Origin of the sequence: Amycolatopsis sp. WAC 01416 (assembly GCF_003947485.1) — a bacterium.
Classification (GTDB): Bacteria; Actinomycetota; Actinomycetes; order Mycobacteriales; family Pseudonocardiaceae; genus Amycolatopsis.
Genome location: NZ_QHHX01000010.1, coordinates 53,892 through 73,239, shown reverse-complemented (window position 1 = coordinate 73,239; position 19,348 = coordinate 53,892). Strand labels below are relative to the sequence as shown.

Here is a 19,348-nt window from a genome sequence, read left to right as displayed (position 1 = left end):
CCGGTCAGGCGGGCACGGTGGTGCCGTCCTGCGACTTGCGGGGTAGGACGTCGTCGTCGCGGTCGATCGTGTCGATGATCTCGTCGGTGGAGGCCTTGCGCTCGGGCATGAGGTACCCGAGCCCGATGAACAGCGCCAGTGAGACCAGGATCGGCGTCGACACGGTGACCGCGAGGGTGGCGTTGTAGCCGTAGTAGGCGATCGCGTAGGCGATAAGACCGCCCGCCCACGAGATCAGGGCCGCGCGGGAGCCGGAGCGGCGGAACGCGGGGAGCATGCCGAGCAGCAGCGGCACCGAGATCGGGCCCATCAGGGCGGCGACCCAGAGCACCACGATACCGAGCACACCGCCGAGTTTCTCGGCCTGCGTGGCCACCGCCATGGTCAGCACGACGAAGACCACCGTCGAGATCCGCGCGGCGAGCAACCCCTGGGATTCGGTGAAGTCGCGGGCCTTCTTCCACAGCACCGGCATCATGTCGCGGGTGATGACCGCGGAGATCGCGTTCGCGTCGGAGGACACCATCGCCATGGTGTGCGAGAAGATCCCGGCCAGCACCAGCCCGACCAGCCCCGGCGGGAGGAACGTCGTGGTCATGATCGCGTAGGCGTTGTTGGGGTTGTCGATGTCCGGGATCAGCAGCGGGGCGGCGAACATCGGGAACATCATCACCAGCGGCCACACCAGGTACAGGATCGAGGAGAGCCGGGCACTCCGGCGGGCTTCGAAGGTGTTCGGCGCGGCCATGTAGCGCTGCGCCAGGTTCCACATACCGCCGTTGTACTCCAGCGTCTTCACCAGCACGTAGACGAGCAACACGACGGTGGTGAACTTCGACGTCGTCGGGTTCAGGTGGGCGGGCGGGAGGTCGCCCCACACGGTCCACAGTCCGGAGACACCGCCGAGCTTGTCCAGTACGACCCACAGCATCACGATCGCCGCGATGGCCTGGATGACGAACTGCCCGAAGTCGGTGAGCGCGTCGGCCCAGAGACCGCCGACGGTGCAGTAGATCAGCGTGATCGAGCCGGTGATGACGATGCCCCAGGTGTAGGGCACGCCCGCGAAGACGTTGAGGATCGTCGCGACCGCGAACCACTTGGCCGCGATGTCGAAGATCTTCAGGAGGCTGCCGCTCCAGGCCAGCGCCTGCTGCGTGGGCACGTTGAAGCGTTTCGCCAGGTACTCGAGCGGCGAGGCGACCCCTAGCTTCGAGCGCAGGCGGTTCCAGCGAGAGGCGAACAGCCAGCTGCCGATACCGACGCCGATACCGATGCTGGCCATGCCCCAGAAGTAGACGGTGATGCCGTCCGTGTAGGCGACGCCCGCATACGCGACGAAGAGGACGGCGCTGTAGCCGGACATGTGGTGGGAAATACCGGCCAGCCACCACGGCATCTTGCCGCCGGCCGTGAAGAAGTCACTGACGGTGTTGACCCGGCTGTGCGACCACAAGCCGATCACCACCATCAGTACGAAATACGCGGACACCATGATCCAGTCCAGCAAATGCACCGCTGACTCCTTTCCGCGTTCACGAAGGCCCAGCCCGACCTGTTCACATCCATGAACGGAGTCTGTTATAGTGATTATGTTCATCCATAAGAACGCTGTTCGGGACGCTAATATGGCCGGAGTCACAAGTCAACGGCCGGATGGAGGAGCGCGGATGCCACAGCAGGAAGCCGCTGTCACCGTGGCGAACGGCGCGGCCGCCGCGCCCGAACCCGCCGGGGTCAAATCGGCCCGGCGGGCGATCGATCTCATCGAGACCTTCGCCGCGAACGACGTCTGGCTTTCACTGTCGGATCTCCACGCGCGCACCGGTTTCCCCAGGTCGAGCCTGCACGGGCTGCTCCGCACCCTGCTCGAAGCAGGGTGGCTGGAAGTGGACACCAACACCGCCCGCTACCGCCTCGGCGTCCGCGCGCTGATCTGCGGAACGGCGTACCTGGACCGCGACCCGGTCGTCCCGTACGCGACCGAGGCACTGGAGCGGATCCGAGAGAAGACCGGCTTCACCGCACACTTCGCGCGGCGCGAGGGCACTGATGTCGTCTATCTGGAGACGCGCGAGTCCCGACACTCGACGCATCTCGTCTCCCGTGTCGGCCGCACGCTGCCCACCCACGCGACCGCGCTGGGGAAGGCGTTGCTGGCCGAACTGACGCACGACGAGATCGACGCGCTCCTGACCGGGGAGCTGTCGGCGCTGACCCCGAACACCATCACCACGGCCGAAGCGCTGCACGCCGAATGCGCGAAGACCCGCGAACGCGGCTATGCGGCGGAAATCGAGGAAGGCAGCCTCGGCGTCCGATGCGTCGCGGCCGTGATCCCGTACCGCATCCCCGGCACCGACGCGATCAGTTGCTCCATGCCGGTCACCGAAGTCACCGACGCCGACGCACAGCGTGTCGGCGAACTCCTCGCCGAAATCACCGCGGAACTCGGCCAGCAACTGCGCCGCGCCGGCATCCGCTGACCGACCCGTACTTCTTCCACTGACAAGGGGCACCCATGGCAGACCAGCGCGTCCTGATCACCGGCTCGGCGGGCATCGTCGGCACCCTGATGCGGTCGCGGCTGCGCCGTTCCGGGCGGATCCTGCGGCTGCTCGACCTGGCTCCGCAGCCCGAAGCCGAAGCGGGCGAGAGCGTAGAACCGATCATCGCCTCGGTCACCGACCCGGAGGCGATGGCGAAGGCGTGCGAAGGCGTCGACGCGTTGATCCACCTCGGCGGGCACAGCCGTGAGAACTCCTGGGAAGCCACGCTCGACGTCAACATCAACGGCACCCACACCGTTCTCGAAGCCGCGCGCGCGGCCGGTGTGCCACGCGTGATCCTTGCTTCCAGCAACCACTCCGTCGGCTTCCGCCGCAACGACGAGGCAGACGAAGACGGCCTTCCCGCCGACTCCACGCCCCGGCCCGACACCTATTACGGCGTCAGCAAAGCGACCATCGAAGCGCTCGGCAGCCTGTACCACTCGCGGTTCGGCATGGACGTGATCGTCATCCGGATCGGCTCGTGTTTCGAAAGCCCGCTCGTCCTCGGCCCGCGCGGCCTGACCACCTGGCTCTCCCCCGACGACGGCGCCCGGCTGTTCGAGGCCTGCCTGAGCTACCCCTCCCCGGGCTACCGGCTGATCTGGGGCGTCTCGGACAACACTCGCCGGGTCTACTCCCTCGCCGAAGCCGAAGCGCTGGGCTACAAATCGCTCGACAACGCGGAGACCTACGCGGATCAGCTGGCGGACAAGCCCGCTCCGACCGGGGTGGCTGCGGAGTACATCGGCGGGCCGTTCTGCACCGCGCCGCTGGGGGCACACAACCCGCTCTGAGGGCGTCGGTTGACATGCGCGGCGGCGGGCGGGAATGATCCACGCGCACAACTGAAAACCGAAGTCAGCGCCATGGTGGCAGGTGGGTGCGCTGGTGTGTCCGCGCGCGTCGCGGACACGACCAACACACCCAGGAGGTCAAGTGTCCCACCATCATCCTGACTTCGACGTGGTCGTGGTCGGCGCCGGTATGGCCGGTCTCGTCTGCGCCCACCGGCTCCGTGAGCGCGGAGTCGAAGTCCTTCTCCTCGAAGCCCGCCCTCAAGTCGGTGGCCGTACGGCCGGCGCCGAGGTCGACGGCGAGATCGTCGACCTCGGCGGCCAATTCGTCGGACCCGGCCAGGACCGGGTCCACGCGCTGGCCGCGGAGTTCGGTGTGGCCACCATCCCGACGTACACGGCCGGCGAGAACCTGCTTCAGACGGAGAGCGGGCGGTTACGCCGTTTTCGGGGCATGGTCCCGAAACTCGGCCCGTTGACACTCCTCGATGTCGCGCGAACCCAGTATCGCCTCGACAGGCTCGCCCGCACCATCGACACCGAAGCACCGTGGCGTAGCCCGAACGCGACCGCGCTCGACGGGCAGACTTTGCGATCCTGGATCGACCGCACGGCAAGGACCCGGGGCGGTCGCCTATTCCTCACCCTTGCCTGCCAAGCCATCTGGGCCTGTGAACCAAGTGAACTGTCGCTGCTGCACGCACTCTTCCACGTGAAGTCCGGCGGCGGCCTGTCTGCGTTGACCGACGTCGAAGGCGGCGCGCAGCAAGACCGGTTGGCAGGCGGGGCCTACGGTCTGGCCATCAAGATCGCCGACCGGCTGGGCACCGCGGTGCGGCTCGACGCACTGGTCCGGCGGATCGAACACGGCGATTCCGGTGTCGTGGTCACCGTCGACGACGGCACGACCTGGCGGGCGGGCCACGTGGTGGTCGCGGTTCCTCCCCCGCTCGCGGCACGGCTGGTCTACCACCCGCCGCTGCCGTCCGCACGCGACAACCTGCTGCAGCGACTGCCCATGGGCGGCGTGATCAAATGCGTCGCCACCTATCCGGAACCGTTCTGGCGGTCGGCGGGCCTCACCGGCGCCGCCCTCAGCCTGCGCGGCCCGATCGCACTGACCGTCGACAGCAGCCCGCCGTCCGGCCGGCGCGGCGTACTGCTCGGCTTCGTCAACGGTGCTTCCGCCCAAGACCTCGCCACCCGCTCTTCTGCCGACCGCCGCGCGATCCTCCTCGGCCAACTGGCGCACCTGTTCGGTCCACGGGCCGCGACGCCGGTGGACTTCGTCGAACGAAACTGGAACGAGGAACCGTTCGCCCGGGGTGGCTACTCCGCGGTGTTCCCGCCGGGTGCCTGGACGCGACTCGGCTCCGCACTGCGCGCTCCTGTCGGCCGGATCCATTGGGCGGGAACAGAAATCTCGGCGCGCTGGTACGGCTACATCGACGGCGCGGTCCGATCGGGCGAAGCCGCGGCGGACGCGATCGTCCGGGCCGTCCAGTGTCAGGGGACGGCTGGAACGGACTTGCAGGCGGGAGGGACGCAGGTGCCGAACCAAGTGGAGAACCAGTAGAACGTCCAAAGGACGAACGGCCCGGCGAACAGCAGCACGACGGGGACCAGCGCGTAGAACGCGATGACCGAAACGGCCTGGAGGCCGAACTCGAGGGCCTCGGTGCCCGATGGGGATTTCCTGGTCATGAGGACGATGCCGCCCATCAGCACGACAAGGCCGACGAAGATCCAGGCCAGTACGGGTGCGAGGACGACGGATATCCAGGCCAGGACGTTGAACCACGCACCGAAGTCGCCGGGTTCGCCGACGCTGAACCCACGTAACCCCGCACCGCAACCGGCCAGCAGGCCGAACACCGCGGCGGCGATCGCCGACAGGATCAGGGCGGACCAGCGCAGGTGAATCCAGTCGGTGTCGGGCGTGAGTGGTGTCTGAGCCATGGGACACCTCGCAATAGATACTCCGTATCAGAGTATGTCTATACTCTGATACGGAGTATCCGGCAAGGTGGGAGAGGCCGATTTGACCGGGCGGACGAAGAAACTCACCACGGTGTCCTACGGCGTCCTGGGCCTGATCGGACTGCGCCCGCACACGCCCTACGAACTGGCGCAGCAGTTCAAACGCAGCGGCACGTTCTGGGCCTCGGCCGAAAGCGTGGTCTACAACGAGCCCAAGGCGCTGGTGGCCCACGGCCTGGCCACGGCGGCCGCCGAGACCAACGGCGGGCGGCGCCGCACCCGCTATTCGATCACCCGAGCCGGGCGCCGGGAACTGCGCCGCTGGCTGTCCGACGCCGCCGCCGAGCCGCAGTTCCAGTTCGACGCGATGATGAAGGTCCTGTTCTCCGATCTCGGCGACAAGGACGACCTGCTCGGCGCCATCGAAGCGACCCGTGCCTGGGCCGATCGAACCCAGGCCGGCGCGGCCATGATCACGCACGACTACGCGACCGGCGACGAGCCCTACCCCGACCGGGCGCATATCGTCGGCCTGACCCAGGCGTACCGCGTGGGGTTGGCACAGATGACCCGGCAGTGGGCGGACTGGGCCGAAGAGCAGGTCCGGGACTGGCCCGATACCCACAGCGGCCCCACACCCGCCGAACTGCTGACCCGGCTGGGCGAAGGCCGAACACCCTGGTAGCGCGGCACTACCGCCTTGAGCCTGCCTGGCGGATCCTGAAGTCCGTGAAGGCCTCCTTGGGGGCACTGCATTTGCTTACCCATTACTCGGGGCTCGCGCTCTGAGATCCCCCGGTCGTCGTGTGGCCTTAGGCGTGACACGCGTGATGGGAAGCGGAACTCACGGCGGAGCCGGGCACGGGCGAGATCCGCGTTTAAACACGCGAGTTCCGCGTTCAATCACGCGAGATCGGTGTCCAGTCACGCGCGACGTCCATCGACCTGGTGGTGGCATCACCTCACGACCCACCCACCAGCCCGCAGGCCAGACGTAGGTACACGAATAAAGGCCTCCTTGAGGGACCAGAGTCCCTCAAGGAGGCCTGCACGAACCTTAACGGCAACCGCGTTCAGCCCACCGCGATCGACTGGAACGTCACCGGGATCCGCGGCGGCCCCGTTCCGTCACCAGGCCCCTTCGCGTCGTCCACCCCGGCGCGCGCGACCTTGTCCAGCGTCTGCAGACCGGGGTCCGAGATGCTCCCGAACACCGTGTAATCCGGCGGCAGTTCCGCCTCGCCGTAGACCATGAAGAACTGGCTGCCTCCCGAGTTCGGCGTCTGCCTCTTGGCCATCGCGAGGATGCCCCGGCCGTACTTGACCTCGGGGAAGGCCTCGTCCGGGACGTTGTAGCCCGGTCCGCCCATCCCGGAGGCTTCGGGGTCACCGCACTGGAGCATCTGCAAGCCGGAGGTGCCGAGCCGATGGCACGAGGTGCCGTCGTAAAAACCCTGCTGCGCCAGCGAAAGGAAGCTCGCCACGGTGCACGGCGCGAGCCCGCGGTCGAGCGTCAGCCCGATGTCGCCCGCGGTCGTTTTGACCGTGACGGCCATCGTGCCGGTCGCGGGGGTCGGACCGGCCGCGGGCGGGTTCGCCTTCTTCGGCACCGAACCGGTGGAATCCGCCGGGTAGGCACAGTTCGCCGGATCCGCCAGCGGCGTCGTGCGTTTCGGCAGATCCATGCGGCCTGCCGGGATCCGCACCGGGCTGTCCGTCGTCGTGTCCTGCGCGCTCGACGTCGGAGCCGAAGACGGCGCCGCGACCGCGGTCTCGCTCTTCGAGTCCGAGAGGAAGAAGCCCGGCGCCACGAATCCGGTGATCGCCACGACGGCGACCACCACCACGAGTCCCAGCACCCCCAGCCCGACCCAGAGCGCCGTCTTGTTCGACGAGGGCGGCGGCTGCTGCGGAGGCCCGTACCAACCCTGTTGCTGCGGATAGGGCTGCTGATACTGCGGCTGGGGGTACTGCTGCCCCTGCGGAGCCCCGGGGTCGGGCTTCTGGCCTTCGGGCTCGCCCGGCTGCGGTGGCTGGGACATCTGTGCTCCTGTCGTCCGGAGGAAGTACAGGAACACTCTCGCGCATGGCCGCTCACGACGTCACGGCATCCCCCATGGCGTGCTGTTCCCGTTCGCCGGAACCGGCCGGATCTCGAAGTCCGGCCGGTCGCCCGCGCGGTGCACGACGGCCTCCTCCCCACGCCGCAGGTCGATCCGGACGTCCCCGTTCGGCAGCCGCCACCAGCGTTTCGGCCTCCCCCACCGGTCCCGGACGGTCAGCTCCCCGCCAAGGTCCGTCCGGAGCACGCACGGCGCCCCGGCCTCACTGGTGATCTTGACCCACCGCGTCTTGCCGCCTTGCCGGGAAGCGCTGACCAGGAACGTGCCCTCCGTGCGGAAGTCGCGCAGCGCGGCGTCCGCCCATTTCGCGGGCACGGCCGGGAACAGCCGGATGACCCCGCCCCAGCTCTGCACGAGCATGTCGTGCAGTGACTGCGCCGCCGAGAGCGGCGTCTCGATCACCGGACCGGATTCCTTGTACATCGTGTTCGGCTGGATGTAGCGGCGCTGCAGTTCGCCGAGGTAGAACTCCGCCTTCTCACCGCGCAGCATCTGCGCCGACATCGACGCGGCGCCGGTGAACGTGTAACCCTGCAACGCGCCCTCGAAGCCCACCCAGTGGTCGAGCGAGGTCTCGATGATCCGCCGCTGCTCCGGCCGCTCCCAGGTGATCTCGTACAGCGGGTAGATCTGCAGCAGATGCGAGTAGTGCCGATGCGATTTCGCGAACGGCACCCCCGCGCCGATCATGTAGCCGTTGGCGTCGGCCGGATACGGGACCAGCGTGGCCAGGACTTCCCGCCACCTTCGCGCGAGCGGGTCGTCGATCCGCAGTTCCGCCGCCGACTCCAGCAACGTCCGGCAGCCCCAGCGGATCAGCGCGAGGTCGTAGGTGCAGTCGGGCGCGTTGACGCCGTACTCCGGGGAGAACGTCGCGGGCAGGTGCAGCTTCCCGTCCGGCCCGGGTGCCAGGAAGTGGAGGTAGTAGTTGATCGCCTTGCGCAGCAGCGGGAACAGGGTGTCCCGCAGCAGGCGCCGGTCCATCGTGTGCCGATAGGACAGCCAGACGTTGTGCAGTGCCCAGGTGAGATTGCCGACCTCCGGCGTCGGCGTCTCCTTGCCGGGAACACCGACGGGGAACCCGGCGTTCGTCCCGGCGGCGCCGTTGAGCAGGGTCATGTCGGTCGTGCGCGGGATGCCGGCCGAATCGTGCTGGTACGGCTCGGCGACCTGACTCGTCAGGTTCGACCGGTACTTGCCGAGCGCGTGACCGACGGCGTCCAGTTCGAGGTGATTGGACCCGTGGATGAGCCAGTACTCCAGCTGGACGTTGAGGTTCCACCACGTCGCCGGCCACGGGGTCGGTTCGAGCCACGGCCCGCAGGTCGCCATGACCGGCGCTTCCCGGCGCGCGGCGGAGGCGATCTTGTACAGCTGGATCCAGTAGAAGCCTTGGAGCCGGGTGTCCGGAATGGACAGAAAACCGTGCCGGTAGTAGTCGTGCCACCAGCGTCGGTGTTCCGCCGCCAAAGCGGAGAACGGCTCGGCCCGGCGGATCGTCTTCAATGCCTCTCGTGCGGCCGTCCTTTTCGGATACGACCACGCCACGGACGTGTACAGCGTGCGCTTCGATCCCCGGGCGACCTCGCGCCACGCCGTCACATGTTCGCCGCCCGCCAGCAGACTCTGCACGGAAAGATGGGTGTCACCACTCGTTTCCAGACTCGCGGGCGGGTTGGCGACGTACCCGGCGGGCGGCGGCTTCCCGAACTTCGGATCCGTTCTCGGGCTCACCGCTTCGGCGGGGTGGAAGGTCCACTCGAAGCCGCGCTCACCCTCGGTCGGTTCGATCTCGACGGCCAGCAGCGACTGTCCGGTGTGGACGATCGCCCGCAGCGAGAGGCTGCCCGCGGCCGTGGTGATCGTGCCTCTGAGTTCGGCGTTCCAGAGGTCCATCCGCCAGTCGATCCCGGTGATGGCGCCGACCGGTTCGAGGGTGAAGTAGCCGATCGGCAGCCGCGCGAGCCCGAACAGGGAGCCGAATTCCGGCCGGTGGTCCTGCACTTCACTGTGCTGGACGTTGAACCGGACGGCGTTGCGGCCGGGTTCGGCGTAGATACCCGAGCCGAGGAAACCGTTGCCCAGGAACGGGCCTTCGTACCAGGTCTTGGGCATCCGGCGCCAGAGCAGGTCGGCCGTACCGAGGAAGCCGGGCCAGTCGAGTCCGCCGAGCGCGAAGTCGTTCTCCACCGCCGACGCGGACGGCGCGAACCCGGCCGCCGCCACGCCCGCCAGTGCCCCGCCGAGCATCGTCCTGCGAGTGATGTCCATCCTCAGACCTCCTGGTCGAGTCCCCATGCCGGAGTTTCACGGTCGCCGGGCACGTCGCGGGGCTCCAGTTCCGGGCGCGTGCCGCGCCGGGTGACGACGGCCGTCCCGCCGCGGCCGAGCGGGATCGAGATCGTGCCCGGCCCCGCGGCCCGCCAAGGAAGGCGCCGCCCGCGCGCGTCACGGACCTCGATGTCGCCCGGAATCCCGTGCTGGAGTGTGAGCGGCTCGCCCGCTTCGCTGTGGACGCGGAGCCATTCGGTCGCGCCGTTCCGCCGGGAGGCGTCCACGAGGAAGGCGCCCTCCGCTCGCAGGCTTTCGAACGACGCCTCCCGCCACGCCGACGAAACCGACGGGAAGACCTTGAGGACGCCGTGATCGCCTTGCAGCAGCATGTCCACAACGGACTGCGCGGCGGTGATGGGACTCTCGATCGCGAGGTTCGCGCCTTCGCGGTACATCGTGTTCGGCGTCAGCTGAGTGTTGGCCACGACGGTCCCGTCCAGGAAGATCTTCAGGTAGCGCAACGCTTCCTCTGGCGCGTCCATCACGGAACTCATCGACGACGCGGCCGCGAAGCTGTAGCCGTGCCATTTCTCCTGTGCGCCGGCCCAATGCGCGAAGGTGCGGCGCATGATGTCCCGGTCGCCGGGACGGTCCCAGAGCTTCTCCCGCAGCGGATGGAGCCAGAGCAGATGCGAGAAGTGCCGATGTGAATCGGCGAGCGGGACACCGTCGCCGATCAGCACGCCTTGGGCGGGGTCCTGGTGGTACGGCGCCAGTTTCTCGCCGATCTCCCGCCACGCCGGCACCCGCGGGTCGTCGATCCGCAGCTTGGCCGCCGATTCGACGAGGGTGCGCGCCGCCCAGCGGATCAGCGACAGGTCGTATGTGCAGTCGGCCGCGTCCGCGTACTCGGGTGACCTGGTCATCGGCAGGTGCAGGGCGCCGTCCGGGCCGGCGGCGAGGAAGTGGCGGTAGTAGTTGAGGGCCTTGGCGAGCGTCGGATACAGGACTTCGCGCAGGATGCGGACGTCCATGCTGTGCCGATACGCCAGCCAGACGTTGTGCAGGCCCCAGATCAGGTTGCCGGTCTGGTCGTTCTTCGTGGCCGGGCCGGGAATCCCGACCGCGCGGGTGCCGCCGGGCCGCAGCCGCCAGTCTCCCGGATGCGAAAGCGCGTACGTCTCGCCGTCCCGGTACGCGGGCGGCACCGAGAGTTCGAGGTTCGCGTGATCGCGGCGGAAGGTCGCGGTGACGGCGTCGAGTTCGGGATGGTTGCTGCTGTTGACGATCGGGTACGTGACCTGCACGTTGAGGTTCCACCACACCGCCGTCCAGCTGTTGCCGACCTCCGGGAACCACGGTCCCCATTCGGCGACGACGGGGCCGTTCGCGCGGGTGGCGCAAGCGGTCTTGTACAGCTGGATCCAGTAGAACCGCTGGACGCGTTTGTCCGGAACGGACACGAAACTGCGGCGGTAGAAGGCGTTCCACCAGCGCCGATGGCCGGCGACGAGGGCGTCCGGGTTCACCGCCGAGGCCCGGTGGACCCTCCTGATCGCCTCGGCGGTGTGGGTCGGCTCCGGGAACCCGTACGCGATCGTCGCCGCCAGGAGCCGCCGCGTGCCGACGGTCCGCTCGCGCCACGCTGTCGTGTACCCACCCCCCGCGTGGAGTGGCTGCTCGCAGTACCGGACCGCGCCCGCGGTGGCGAGCTTCGGATCGGGATTGGCCGTGTACTCGGGCGGTTTGCGGATCGTCCTCGTCGTCGCCGACTTCAGCGGCGTGAACCCCCAGTCCGCGGCCGCCTCCCCGGTGAGCGAGACGAGGAGGAGGTCCTGGTCGTCGTGGACCAGCGCGGAGAACCGCACCGAACCCCGGGTGGTCGTGATCGTGCCGCCGAGTTCGGCGTTGTACAGGTCGAGATGCCAGTCCACCGCCGTGATCGCGCCCTCGAAGGTGAGCGTGAGATAGCCGATCGGCAGCCGCGAGTACCCGATGCCCGCTTCCCACTGTCCGCGCTGGTCCTGGACCTGGGAGTGGCTGAGCATCACCTTGACGACGTTCGGCTGCGCCCCCGCGTAGAACTGCACGCCGAGGAAGCCGTTGGCGAGGAACGGACCCTCCTGCCAGTTCCGCGGCATGCGCTTCCAGACCATGCGCGCGTCGTCGACGATCCGGCGATGGACGTCCTGCCCGGCGAATGCCGGAGGCGCCCCCTGAGCCCAAAGCCCGCCGAGCGCCGCCGCTCCCGCCGCGACCCTCAGCATCGATCGCCTGGACAGCTCGGCCATGGGTCGCCTCCAGATTCATACTACGTTTACCGCAGATCAAGTCCTGGCGACCGGCATGTTTCCAGAAATAGTCGAGGTTTGGCCATCCCTTTCACTCACGTAGCCGTACAGACATCCGATGTCTCGTCGGACAATTCATCCGTTGTTGAGCAAGCGCGCCTTCAGTGTCCGGACGGCCGCGCCGGACACGCCACGCTGCCGGGCCCAGCCGGCGAATCCGCCGAAGTCGTCCTCGACACTGTCCAGCAAGGCGTTGATCGTGCTCTCCGTGCACCGGAACAGTTCCTCCGGCAAGCCGAGGGGGCGGAACCGCTCGATCACCCGGGGAAGGCTGTACGCGCTGCGCAGGTAGTCCTGGACGATCAGCTCGCGCGGCGCCCCGGCGAGCCCGAGCGCGAGGGCCGTGACGACGCCGGTCCTGTCCTTGCCCGACGCGCAGTGCACCACGACGGGACGGGTCAGCAGGACCGCCAGGAGCTCCATGGCGATCGACAGGTTCTCGTCGTGCCGGAGATGATCGACGTAAATCTCCTCCAGCGCGCTCGACCGTCCGCTTTGGACGGTCTTCAACGGCACGTTCACATACCGGACACCGGGTAACTCCGCCCGGCCCTCGCTGACCGTCTCGGCACTGGAGCGGAGATCGAGGACCCCCTCGATACCGAACCGGCCGAGCAGGAGTTCCTTGTCGGTTCCGGTCAGCGCCTGCAAGGTGTCACTGCGGAACAGCCTCCCCCGCCGGATCGGCCCGCCGCCGGTGTCGCGGAAGTTGAACGCGCCGGTGAGCGCGGACGCCACCGCGGTCACCGGGAATCCTCCGCCGTCTCGCCGAAGGTGATGGTCCCGGCGGAACCGTCGACGGTGATCACCTGACCGGTGACGATCCGCGTCGTCGCGCCCGGAACGCCGACCACGGCCGGGATCCCGTGCTCCCTGGCCACGGTGGTGCCGTGGGAGATCATCCCGCCCGTTTCGGTCACCAGCGCCGCGGCCGTCAGGAACAGCGGCGTCCACCCGGGATCCGTCGTCGCGGCGACGAGGATCTCGCCCGGTTCGATCCGGGCCCCGTCCGGATCGTGGATCACCCGCGCCCGGCCGGTCACCGCCCCGGCCGCCGCCGCCAGCCCGGTGAGGTCACCACCGTCCGAAGTGGATTCGAGGGCGGGCGCGGTGCCGTCGGAAAGCACGACCGACGGCACCCGGGGCCGCCGGGATTCCCGCTCCCAGATCTCCCTGCGCCGTGCCACGGTCGCGCGGAAGTCCCTGCTGCCCAAGGCTTCGCGGACTTCGGCGAGATCGAGGAACATCACGTCGCCAGCCCGCTCCAGCCGCTCCGCCCGCACGATCTCCTCGCCGACGAGGAGCAGTTGCGTCCGGAGAGCGGCGAAACCGCGCATGAGGCAGAACTTCGGGAACTCACGCAGGCCACGCAACCGTCGAGACCGCCGGAGCAGGAACCGGGCGAGCAGCGCCCGGTGCAGCTTGGTCACCGGAAGCCGCCGGGTGAGCTCGACGATCCGCGCTTCGGCCGCCGCGGCCGCCTGCTCGAAGCGGGTTTCCGGATCCTGCTCCTCTCCTTCCGCGCGAAGCAGGTTCGAGAGCATCGCGAAAACCGGCTCCGGGTCATCGGTCCAGCGAGGCACCCCGAAGTCGATCTCCGAGGTCGCGCGGCAGCCGTATTCGGTCAGGAACGCGGCGACGCCGTGCTGGATCGCCTCCGGCAGGGTCCCGGCGAGGTGTTTGGCGGCCAGTTCGTCGGGCGCGGTTTCCAGCAACAGCCGGAAGGCCTCGTCGTCACGACGGATCGCGGCCGCCGCCCGCCACAACGCCAGATCCATCTCGGTGGTCGGATTGTGCGGGATACCCCGGAAAACGGTGGCCACCTCGGCGTCGCTCACGTGACCGCGCAGCAACTGCCCGGCCAGCTGCCCGCCTGTCCCGCCCGCGGTGTTGGCGTCGCGAGGGAGGTTCGCCTCGATCCGGCAGACGTCACGCCGGACGGATTCCACAAAGGACAGCCGTTCTTCCGCCGTCGCCTCGGCGGGCCCGGTGAAGGCGGCGATCCGCCGTTCGGCGTCGCGGACGACCTTCGCACGGGCCTGATCCGGCCACAGCCACGCGGGGATCATCCGTTCCCAGCGGCGACGCCGTTTCTTCGGCGGGACGTCCTCCTCCGAGCCGGACGCCACCGAGGGGAACCGGCGGTCACGGCCGAGCTGCTCGACGAGCCGCCCCGAAGGCGCGGCGAGACTGTCCACGAACGCGGCCATCTTCGGCCGCTTCGCCGGGCTCCGCACGCCGTCGGTGATGTCCCAGTACAGCCACCCGTCCACGTCGGTGATCTCGTCGGAGAAGCCGAGCGCGCTCATGTACGCCGCCATCCCGCGCTGGCGTTCGCGGATCATGGACGCGCCCATCGGCGTGAAGGGCCGGCTGATCCCCTGATAGACGTTGACCGACCAGTACGCGCGCGATTCGTCGCTCTCCGGGACGGGGAACAGCGTGGTGATGTGCCGCGACTGGGTCAGCCACAGCTCGCCCTCGCCGTTGAACGCCCACTCGACGTCCTGCGGCGCACCGAAGTGCTTCTCCAGATGCCTGCCGACGGCCACGAGTTCGCCCAGCCGTGACGGCGTCAGGCAACCGTCGCCCGGGCCTTCGAGGGATTCGCCGTCGACGGTCAGCCGATAGTGATCCGGGGTCACCGCGCCGGAAACCACCGCTTCACCCAAGCCGGGAGCGGCGTCGACGATGATCTCGGAACGTTTGCCCGACACCGGATTCGCCGTGTACAGCACGCCGGCGCATTCGGCGTCGACGAGGCGCTGCACGATCACCGCGATGGCGGGTCCGCGATCGGTGCCGTGCGCCGCCCGGTACCTGGTCGCCCGCTCCGACCAGAGCGAGGCCCAGCATCGGCGCACCGCCGACAGCACCTCGCCGGAGCCCTGGACGTCGAGGAAAGTGTCGTACTGCCCGGCGAAACTGGCGTCCGGCAGATCCTCGGCCGTCGACGAAGACCGCACCGCGACCGCCACCGGCTCGCCTCGCGAAAGCCGTTCGTACGCCTCGACGATCCCGGTTTCGAGCCGGGCCGGGATCGGGACGGTCAGGACGTGGGCCCGCAACCGGTCCGCCAGTTCGGCCAGCCGTCCCTCGTCGCCGGACGGCACCCTGGTCAGCTCGCCGAGCAACCGCGGCCCCTCGCCGTCGGAGAGCACCTGCCGGTACGCGGCGGTCGTGACGCAGAAACCCTCCGGCACGGGAAACCCCGCCGAAGTCATTTCCGCGAGGTTCGCCGCCTTGCCGCCGACGAGGTCGCGCGGGCTTCCTCCCGCTTCGGCGAGCTCGAGAATCACTTTCATTACCTCCAGGGAGTGTTTGCTTAGCCTAAGCTTGCATCCTCAACCTGGGTTGAGTTCAAATGATGTCATGGAATCCGCATCGATCAGAGAGGTCGCCGACCGGTTCGACCTTCCGGTTTCGACCCTGCACTACTGGGAACGCCGCGGACTGATCAAGCCGCACCGGCGATCCGGCTGGCGTTACTACGACACCGACCAGCTCTACCGGATCGCCCTGATCCGGCTGTGGCGGGACACCGGCCAGCTCAGCCTCGACGAGATCGCGACCGTGCTCGCCGGGCGCACCGCCACGTACGACTGGCGGGACACCGTTTCGGCCCGTATCGAAGCTTTGGAGTCCCAGCTCGAAAAGCTCGCCACCGCGCGGACCTATCTGCACCATCTGCTTCGCTGCCCCGAAAACACGCTGGAACGCTGTCCGGAATTCCGGTCCACAGTGGAGCTTCCGGGCGCTTGACCTCAAGCCGGGTTGAGGGGGCAGGCTACCGGAGTATGACCGCCCGTGGCCTGATCGACACCACCGAGATGTACCTCAAAGCAGCCTACGAGCTGGAAGAGGACGGTGTCGTCCCGTTGCGCGCCCGGATCGCGGACCGGCTCGAGCAGAGCCCGCCGACGGTCAGCCAGACCGTGGCCCGCCTCCAGCGTGACGGCCTCCTCCTGGTCGCCGAGGACCGGCGGCTGGAGCTTTCGCCGGAGGGACGGCGGATCGCGGTGCGGGTGATGTGCAAGCACCGCCTCGCGGAAACACTCCTCTATCGGGTGATAGGGCTGGACTGGGTCCGGCTGCACGACGAGGCCTGCCGCTGGGAACACGTGATGTCCGACGCCGCCGCGCGCCGGATCTTCGAACTCTGCGGCGGGCCGCGGTTCAGCCCGTACGGCGGGCCGATTCCCGGCTTGGCCTTTCTCGGCCTGTCCGGCCTTCCCCCGGTGCCGGCGCCGCCGGGAATGCGGCCCGCCACCCATGCCGGACGGCAAGAGGTCCGGCTGCACCGGATCAGTGAACGGATCCAGGACGATTCCGCCTTCCTCGGAACGCTTCTGGCCGCGGGCCTCACCCCTGGAGCGCGAATGACGCTCACCCCGGCCGACGGGCGGCGGTTCGAAGCGCGGACGGCCACGGCGACCGTGCTCCTCGAGCGAAACCAGGCGTCGAAGATGATCGTCTGCGATCCCACCGCGCCGAATTCCGCCGTTCCGGCACGCACCCGCTGCGTCGCCGGTCGCTGACATTGTTCTTTCGCGCATTGCATATCGTTTTCGAACAGGCGTGCGCGTTCCGCCGGGGCAAGGCAGTAAGATGTCATATGATCTGCCGATCTGATGTCCACATCCGGGGGCCGAAGGAGGGAGACCGCCATGCCACTTCGAGCGGCCAGTACAGCGAGACTCTCGTCCACTGTGGTCGACCAGTTCGAGGAACTGATCGAGACCGGCGAATGGCCGGTCGGCTCCCGTATCCCGCCGGAACAGGAGCTGGTCGAGCAACTCGGGGTCGGGCGCAGCACGGTCCGCGAAGCCGTCCGTGCCCTTGAGCACGCCGGGCTGCTGGAGCCGCGCCGCGGCGACGGCACTTACGTCAGAGCACGGCACGGGCTGTCCGCGGCCCTGCTGCGGCGAACCCGCGCCGCGAACGTTCTCGAAGTACTCGAAGTCCGCAACAGCATCGAGCGGCAGGCCGCCAGGACGGCGGCGGAACGCCGGGACGCCGAAGACATCGCCCGGATCACCACCGCACTCGCCGCCCAGCACGAAGCACGGGACGCCGGCGACGAGGACGCTTTCCTCGCCGCGGACAACGAATTCCACGCGGCGATCATCGCCGCCACGCACAACGCGGTCCTGATCGAATTGTGGGAGGGCCTCAGCTACGCGCTGAGCAGCGGGGTGGCGACGGTGATGGCCGAGCTGCGCCGCGAGCACATCGACTTCCCGGATCACGACACCCTCGCCGAGGCCATCACCGACGGCGACGCCGACCGCGCCGAACGGGCCGTCGCGGTGATCATCGACGCCGCCGTCGCGGTGCTGACCAAGGCACAGAAGAAAACCGCTTCCCGTAAAAGGAAAAGCACGCCGAAGCGCCGTTGAGCGAACCGGGCCGGTCAGCCGAGACGGATGGCCGGCCGGTACAGATCGAACCAGTGGTGGAGATCCAGCACGCGGTCCAGACCGTGCCGCGTCTGGCCGGTCAGCGTCGCCGCGTCGGCCTGGACGGCGTCGTACACCCAATCCCGGTTCACCAGCTGGAAAACCGGCGAATCGAGGTCCGCGAGCACCTCTTTCGCCTGCGACTGAAGGGCGACCGCGTATCCGGTGTCCTGTGTGGACGGATACGGGCTCTTCAGCCGCTCGGTGACCGAGACCGGCAGAAGATGCTTCGTCGCTTGCCGCAACAGGCTCTTCTCCCTGCCGTCGAAGGTCTTGAACGCCCACGGGGTGTTGTAGACGTACTCGACGAGCCGGTGATCGCAGAACGGGACCCGGACCTCCAGGCCGACCGCCATCGACATCCGGTCCTTGCGGTCGAGCAGCACCCGGACCCACCGGGTCAGGTTCTGGTGACAGATCACGCGCATCCGTTGTTCGAGGGCGTCGTCCCCCGGCAGTTGCTCGACCTCCGCGACCGCGGAGGCGTACTCGTCGGCGGCGTAGGCAGGCACGTCGAGCGCCTCGCGGACGTCACGGCGGAGCAGGTTCTCCCGATCACTGGTGACCGCGTTGCGGAACACCAGCCACGGGAACATGTCGGTGGTGCGGGATTCCTCTTCGAAGAACCATCGGTAGCCGCCGAACACCTCATCCGCCGCCTCCCCCGACAAGGCCACTGTGGACTGCCGCCGGATCGCCTTGAACAACAGATAGAGCGAGAGGTCGACGTCGCCGAGCCCGGACGGCATGTCCCGCGCGGCGACGCAGGCCCGGCGCACGTCGGGATCGGTGAGCTCGGCGGGATCCAGCATGACGTTCTCGTGCACCGAGCCGACGAGATCGACGACGTCGCGGATGAACGGCGAATCCGGGGCGTCGCGCATCTCGTCCGGGCGGAAGTTCTCCTCCTGTCCGGCGTAATCGACCGAGAACGTGCGCAGCGGCTCCCCCGACTCCGCGAGCCGCGACGCCGCGATCCCGGTGACCGCGCTCGAATCCAGCCCGCCCGAGAGCAGGACGCACCGTGGCACGTCGGAGACCAGTTGACGGTGCACGATGTCGGTCATCAGCTCACCGACCCGTGCCACCGTCGCGTCCTGATCGTCGGTGTGCGGAGCCGTCCGCAGCCGCCAGTAGGTGTGCGAACGGATCCCGCGGTCGTCGACGGTGACGATCGTCCCCGGCTCGACCTCGTGCATGTCCTTCCACAGCGACCAGCCGGGCTTCTTGGTGAAAGCGACCAGTTCGCGCAGACCGTCCGCGTCGACGACACGCGGCGCCCGCGGGTTCGCCAGGATCGCCTTCGGCTCGGAACCGAACAGCACGCCACCGGAGGTCGCCTGGTAGTAAAGGGGTTTCACGCCCATGCGATCCCGGATCAGCACCAGCTTCGCGGTGCGGGAGTCCCAGACGGCGAAGGCGTACATGCCGTTCAGCCGTTCGGCGACCCCCTCTTCCCATTCCAGGTAACCGCGCAGAACGACTTCGGTGTCGCTGTCGGTGTGGAACCGATGCCCCTTGTCCCGCAGTTCCTTCCGGAGCTCGGTGTAGTTGTAGACCTCACCGCTGTAGACCAGCGCCACTTCGCCGGCCGGGGTGCCCGCCGACATCGGCTGCACACCGCCGGGCAGGTCGATCACCGCGAGCCTGCGGTGCCCGAGCGCGGCGTGGCGGTCCAGCCAGACACCTCCGGCGTCCGGACCGCGGCAGGACATCGTGGCCGTCATCGCGTCGAGGATCGGGCGCTGGCTCCGTAGGTCGTCCTCGAACGACACCCAGCCGGTGATTCCGCACATTTCGCCTCCCAGTAACTTG

At 68.4% G+C, this 19,348-nt stretch carries 15 protein-coding genes; 7 read left to right on the top strand and 8 right to left on the bottom strand.

Translation table 11 applies throughout. The annotated features are described in order from the left end of the window. Nucleotides 1-4 precede the first annotated feature (4 nt). Nucleotides 5-1,516 (bottom strand): sodium:solute symporter family protein, encoded by a 1,512-nt coding sequence (locus tag DL990_RS31415; protein ID WP_125786324.1) that lies wholly within the window; start codon nucleotides 1,514-1,516, stop codon nucleotides 5-7. A gap of 154 nt (nucleotides 1,517-1,670) precedes the next feature. On the opposite strand from DL990_RS31415, the gene DL990_RS31410 reads away from it, so the two are divergent. From DL990_RS31410 to DL990_RS31400, 3 genes are all read left to right on the top strand, one after another. Next, nucleotides 1,671-2,486, top strand: coding sequence for an IclR family transcriptional regulator (locus DL990_RS31410; RefSeq protein WP_125786323.1), 816 nt, complete (start codon nucleotides 1,671-1,673; stop codon nucleotides 2,484-2,486). A 35-nt stretch (nucleotides 2,487-2,521) separates the two neighbouring features. Next, nucleotides 2,522-3,346 carry an NAD(P)-dependent oxidoreductase gene (locus tag DL990_RS31405; protein ID WP_125800847.1) on the top strand — a complete coding sequence of 275 codons (825 nt, stop codon included), beginning with the start codon at nucleotides 2,522-2,524 and terminating at the stop codon, nucleotides 3,344-3,346. A 142-nt stretch (nucleotides 3,347-3,488) separates the two neighbouring features. Beyond that, complete coding sequence (locus DL990_RS31400) at nucleotides 3,489-4,922, top strand: flavin monoamine oxidase family protein (protein WP_199746682.1); 1,434 nt, start codon at nucleotides 3,489-3,491, stop codon at nucleotides 4,920-4,922. Here the strand turns inward: DL990_RS31400 and DL990_RS31395 are convergent. Beyond that, on the bottom strand, nucleotides 4,853-5,305 hold the full coding sequence (locus DL990_RS31395) for a hypothetical protein (RefSeq protein WP_125800846.1): 453 nt from the start codon (nucleotides 5,303-5,305) through the stop codon (nucleotides 4,853-4,855). The two genes, DL990_RS31400 and DL990_RS31395, sit on opposite strands and share 70 nt — an antisense overlap. A gap of 67 nt (nucleotides 5,306-5,372) precedes the next feature. Between DL990_RS31395 and DL990_RS31390 the strand changes: the two genes are divergently transcribed. Beyond that, nucleotides 5,373-6,011 carry a PadR family transcriptional regulator gene (locus DL990_RS31390; protein ID WP_125800845.1) on the top strand — a complete coding sequence of 213 codons (639 nt, stop codon included), beginning with the start codon at nucleotides 5,373-5,375 and terminating at the stop codon, nucleotides 6,009-6,011. Between the two features lie 388 nt (nucleotides 6,012-6,399). On the opposite strand, the gene DL990_RS31385 is transcribed toward DL990_RS31390, so the two are convergent. The 5 genes from DL990_RS31385 to DL990_RS31365 all read right to left on the bottom strand — a co-directional run bounded on the left by DL990_RS31385 (nucleotide 6,400) and on the right by DL990_RS31365 (nucleotide 15,379). After that, nucleotides 6,400-7,368 carry a peptidylprolyl isomerase gene (locus tag DL990_RS31385; protein WP_125800844.1) on the bottom strand — a complete coding sequence of 323 codons (969 nt, stop codon included), beginning with the start codon at nucleotides 7,366-7,368 and terminating at the stop codon, nucleotides 6,400-6,402. 60 nt (nucleotides 7,369-7,428) lie between these two features. Beyond that, complete coding sequence (locus DL990_RS31380) at nucleotides 7,429-9,720, bottom strand: glycoside hydrolase family 95-like protein (protein ID WP_125800843.1); 2,292 nt, start codon at nucleotides 9,718-9,720, stop codon at nucleotides 7,429-7,431. A gap of 2 nt (nucleotides 9,721-9,722) precedes the next feature. Further along, entirely contained in the window at nucleotides 9,723-12,014 is a 2,292-nt protein-coding gene (locus tag DL990_RS31375; protein WP_125800842.1) for a glycoside hydrolase family 95-like protein, read from the bottom strand. Nucleotides 12,015-12,149: 135 nt separating this feature from the next. Continuing rightward, on the bottom strand, nucleotides 12,150-12,821 hold the full coding sequence (locus DL990_RS31370; RefSeq protein ID WP_125786316.1) for a tyrosine-protein phosphatase: 672 nt from the start codon (nucleotides 12,819-12,821) through the stop codon (nucleotides 12,150-12,152). Further along, on the bottom strand, nucleotides 12,818-15,379 hold the full coding sequence (locus tag DL990_RS31365; RefSeq protein WP_125800841.1) for a PEP/pyruvate-binding domain-containing protein: 2,562 nt from the start codon (nucleotides 15,377-15,379) through the stop codon (nucleotides 12,818-12,820). The genes DL990_RS31370 and DL990_RS31365 overlap by 4 nt, the downstream gene beginning before the upstream one ends. Before the next feature lie 67 nt (nucleotides 15,380-15,446). Here DL990_RS31365 and DL990_RS31360 point away from each other — a divergent pair, with 67 nt between their 5' ends. The 3 genes from DL990_RS31360 to DL990_RS31350 all read left to right on the top strand — a co-directional run bounded on the left by DL990_RS31360 (nucleotide 15,447) and on the right by DL990_RS31350 (nucleotide 17,473). Continuing rightward, nucleotides 15,447-15,836: a MerR family transcriptional regulator gene (locus DL990_RS31360; protein WP_125786314.1), complete on the top strand. Its 390-nt coding sequence runs from the start codon at nucleotides 15,447-15,449 to the stop codon at nucleotides 15,834-15,836. Nucleotides 15,837-15,871: 35 nt separating this feature from the next. Next, the gene (locus DL990_RS31355) at nucleotides 15,872-16,612 is read left to right on the top strand and encodes a metal-dependent transcriptional regulator (RefSeq protein ID WP_125786313.1); all 741 of its coding nucleotides are present in this window, start codon (nucleotides 15,872-15,874) and stop codon (nucleotides 16,610-16,612) included. A 129-nt stretch (nucleotides 16,613-16,741) separates the two neighbouring features. Next, nucleotides 16,742-17,473, top strand: a complete 732-nt coding sequence (locus tag DL990_RS31350) for a FadR/GntR family transcriptional regulator (RefSeq protein ID WP_125786312.1) — start codon at nucleotides 16,742-16,744, stop codon at nucleotides 17,471-17,473. 14 nt (nucleotides 17,474-17,487) lie between these two features. Here the strand turns inward: DL990_RS31350 and asnB are convergent, their stop codons facing one another. After that, a complete protein-coding gene (asnB, locus tag DL990_RS31345; RefSeq protein ID WP_125786311.1) occupies nucleotides 17,488-19,329 on the bottom strand; it encodes an asparagine synthase (glutamine-hydrolyzing) in 1,842 nt (613 codons plus the stop codon). Nucleotides 19,330-19,348 lie beyond the last annotated feature (19 nt).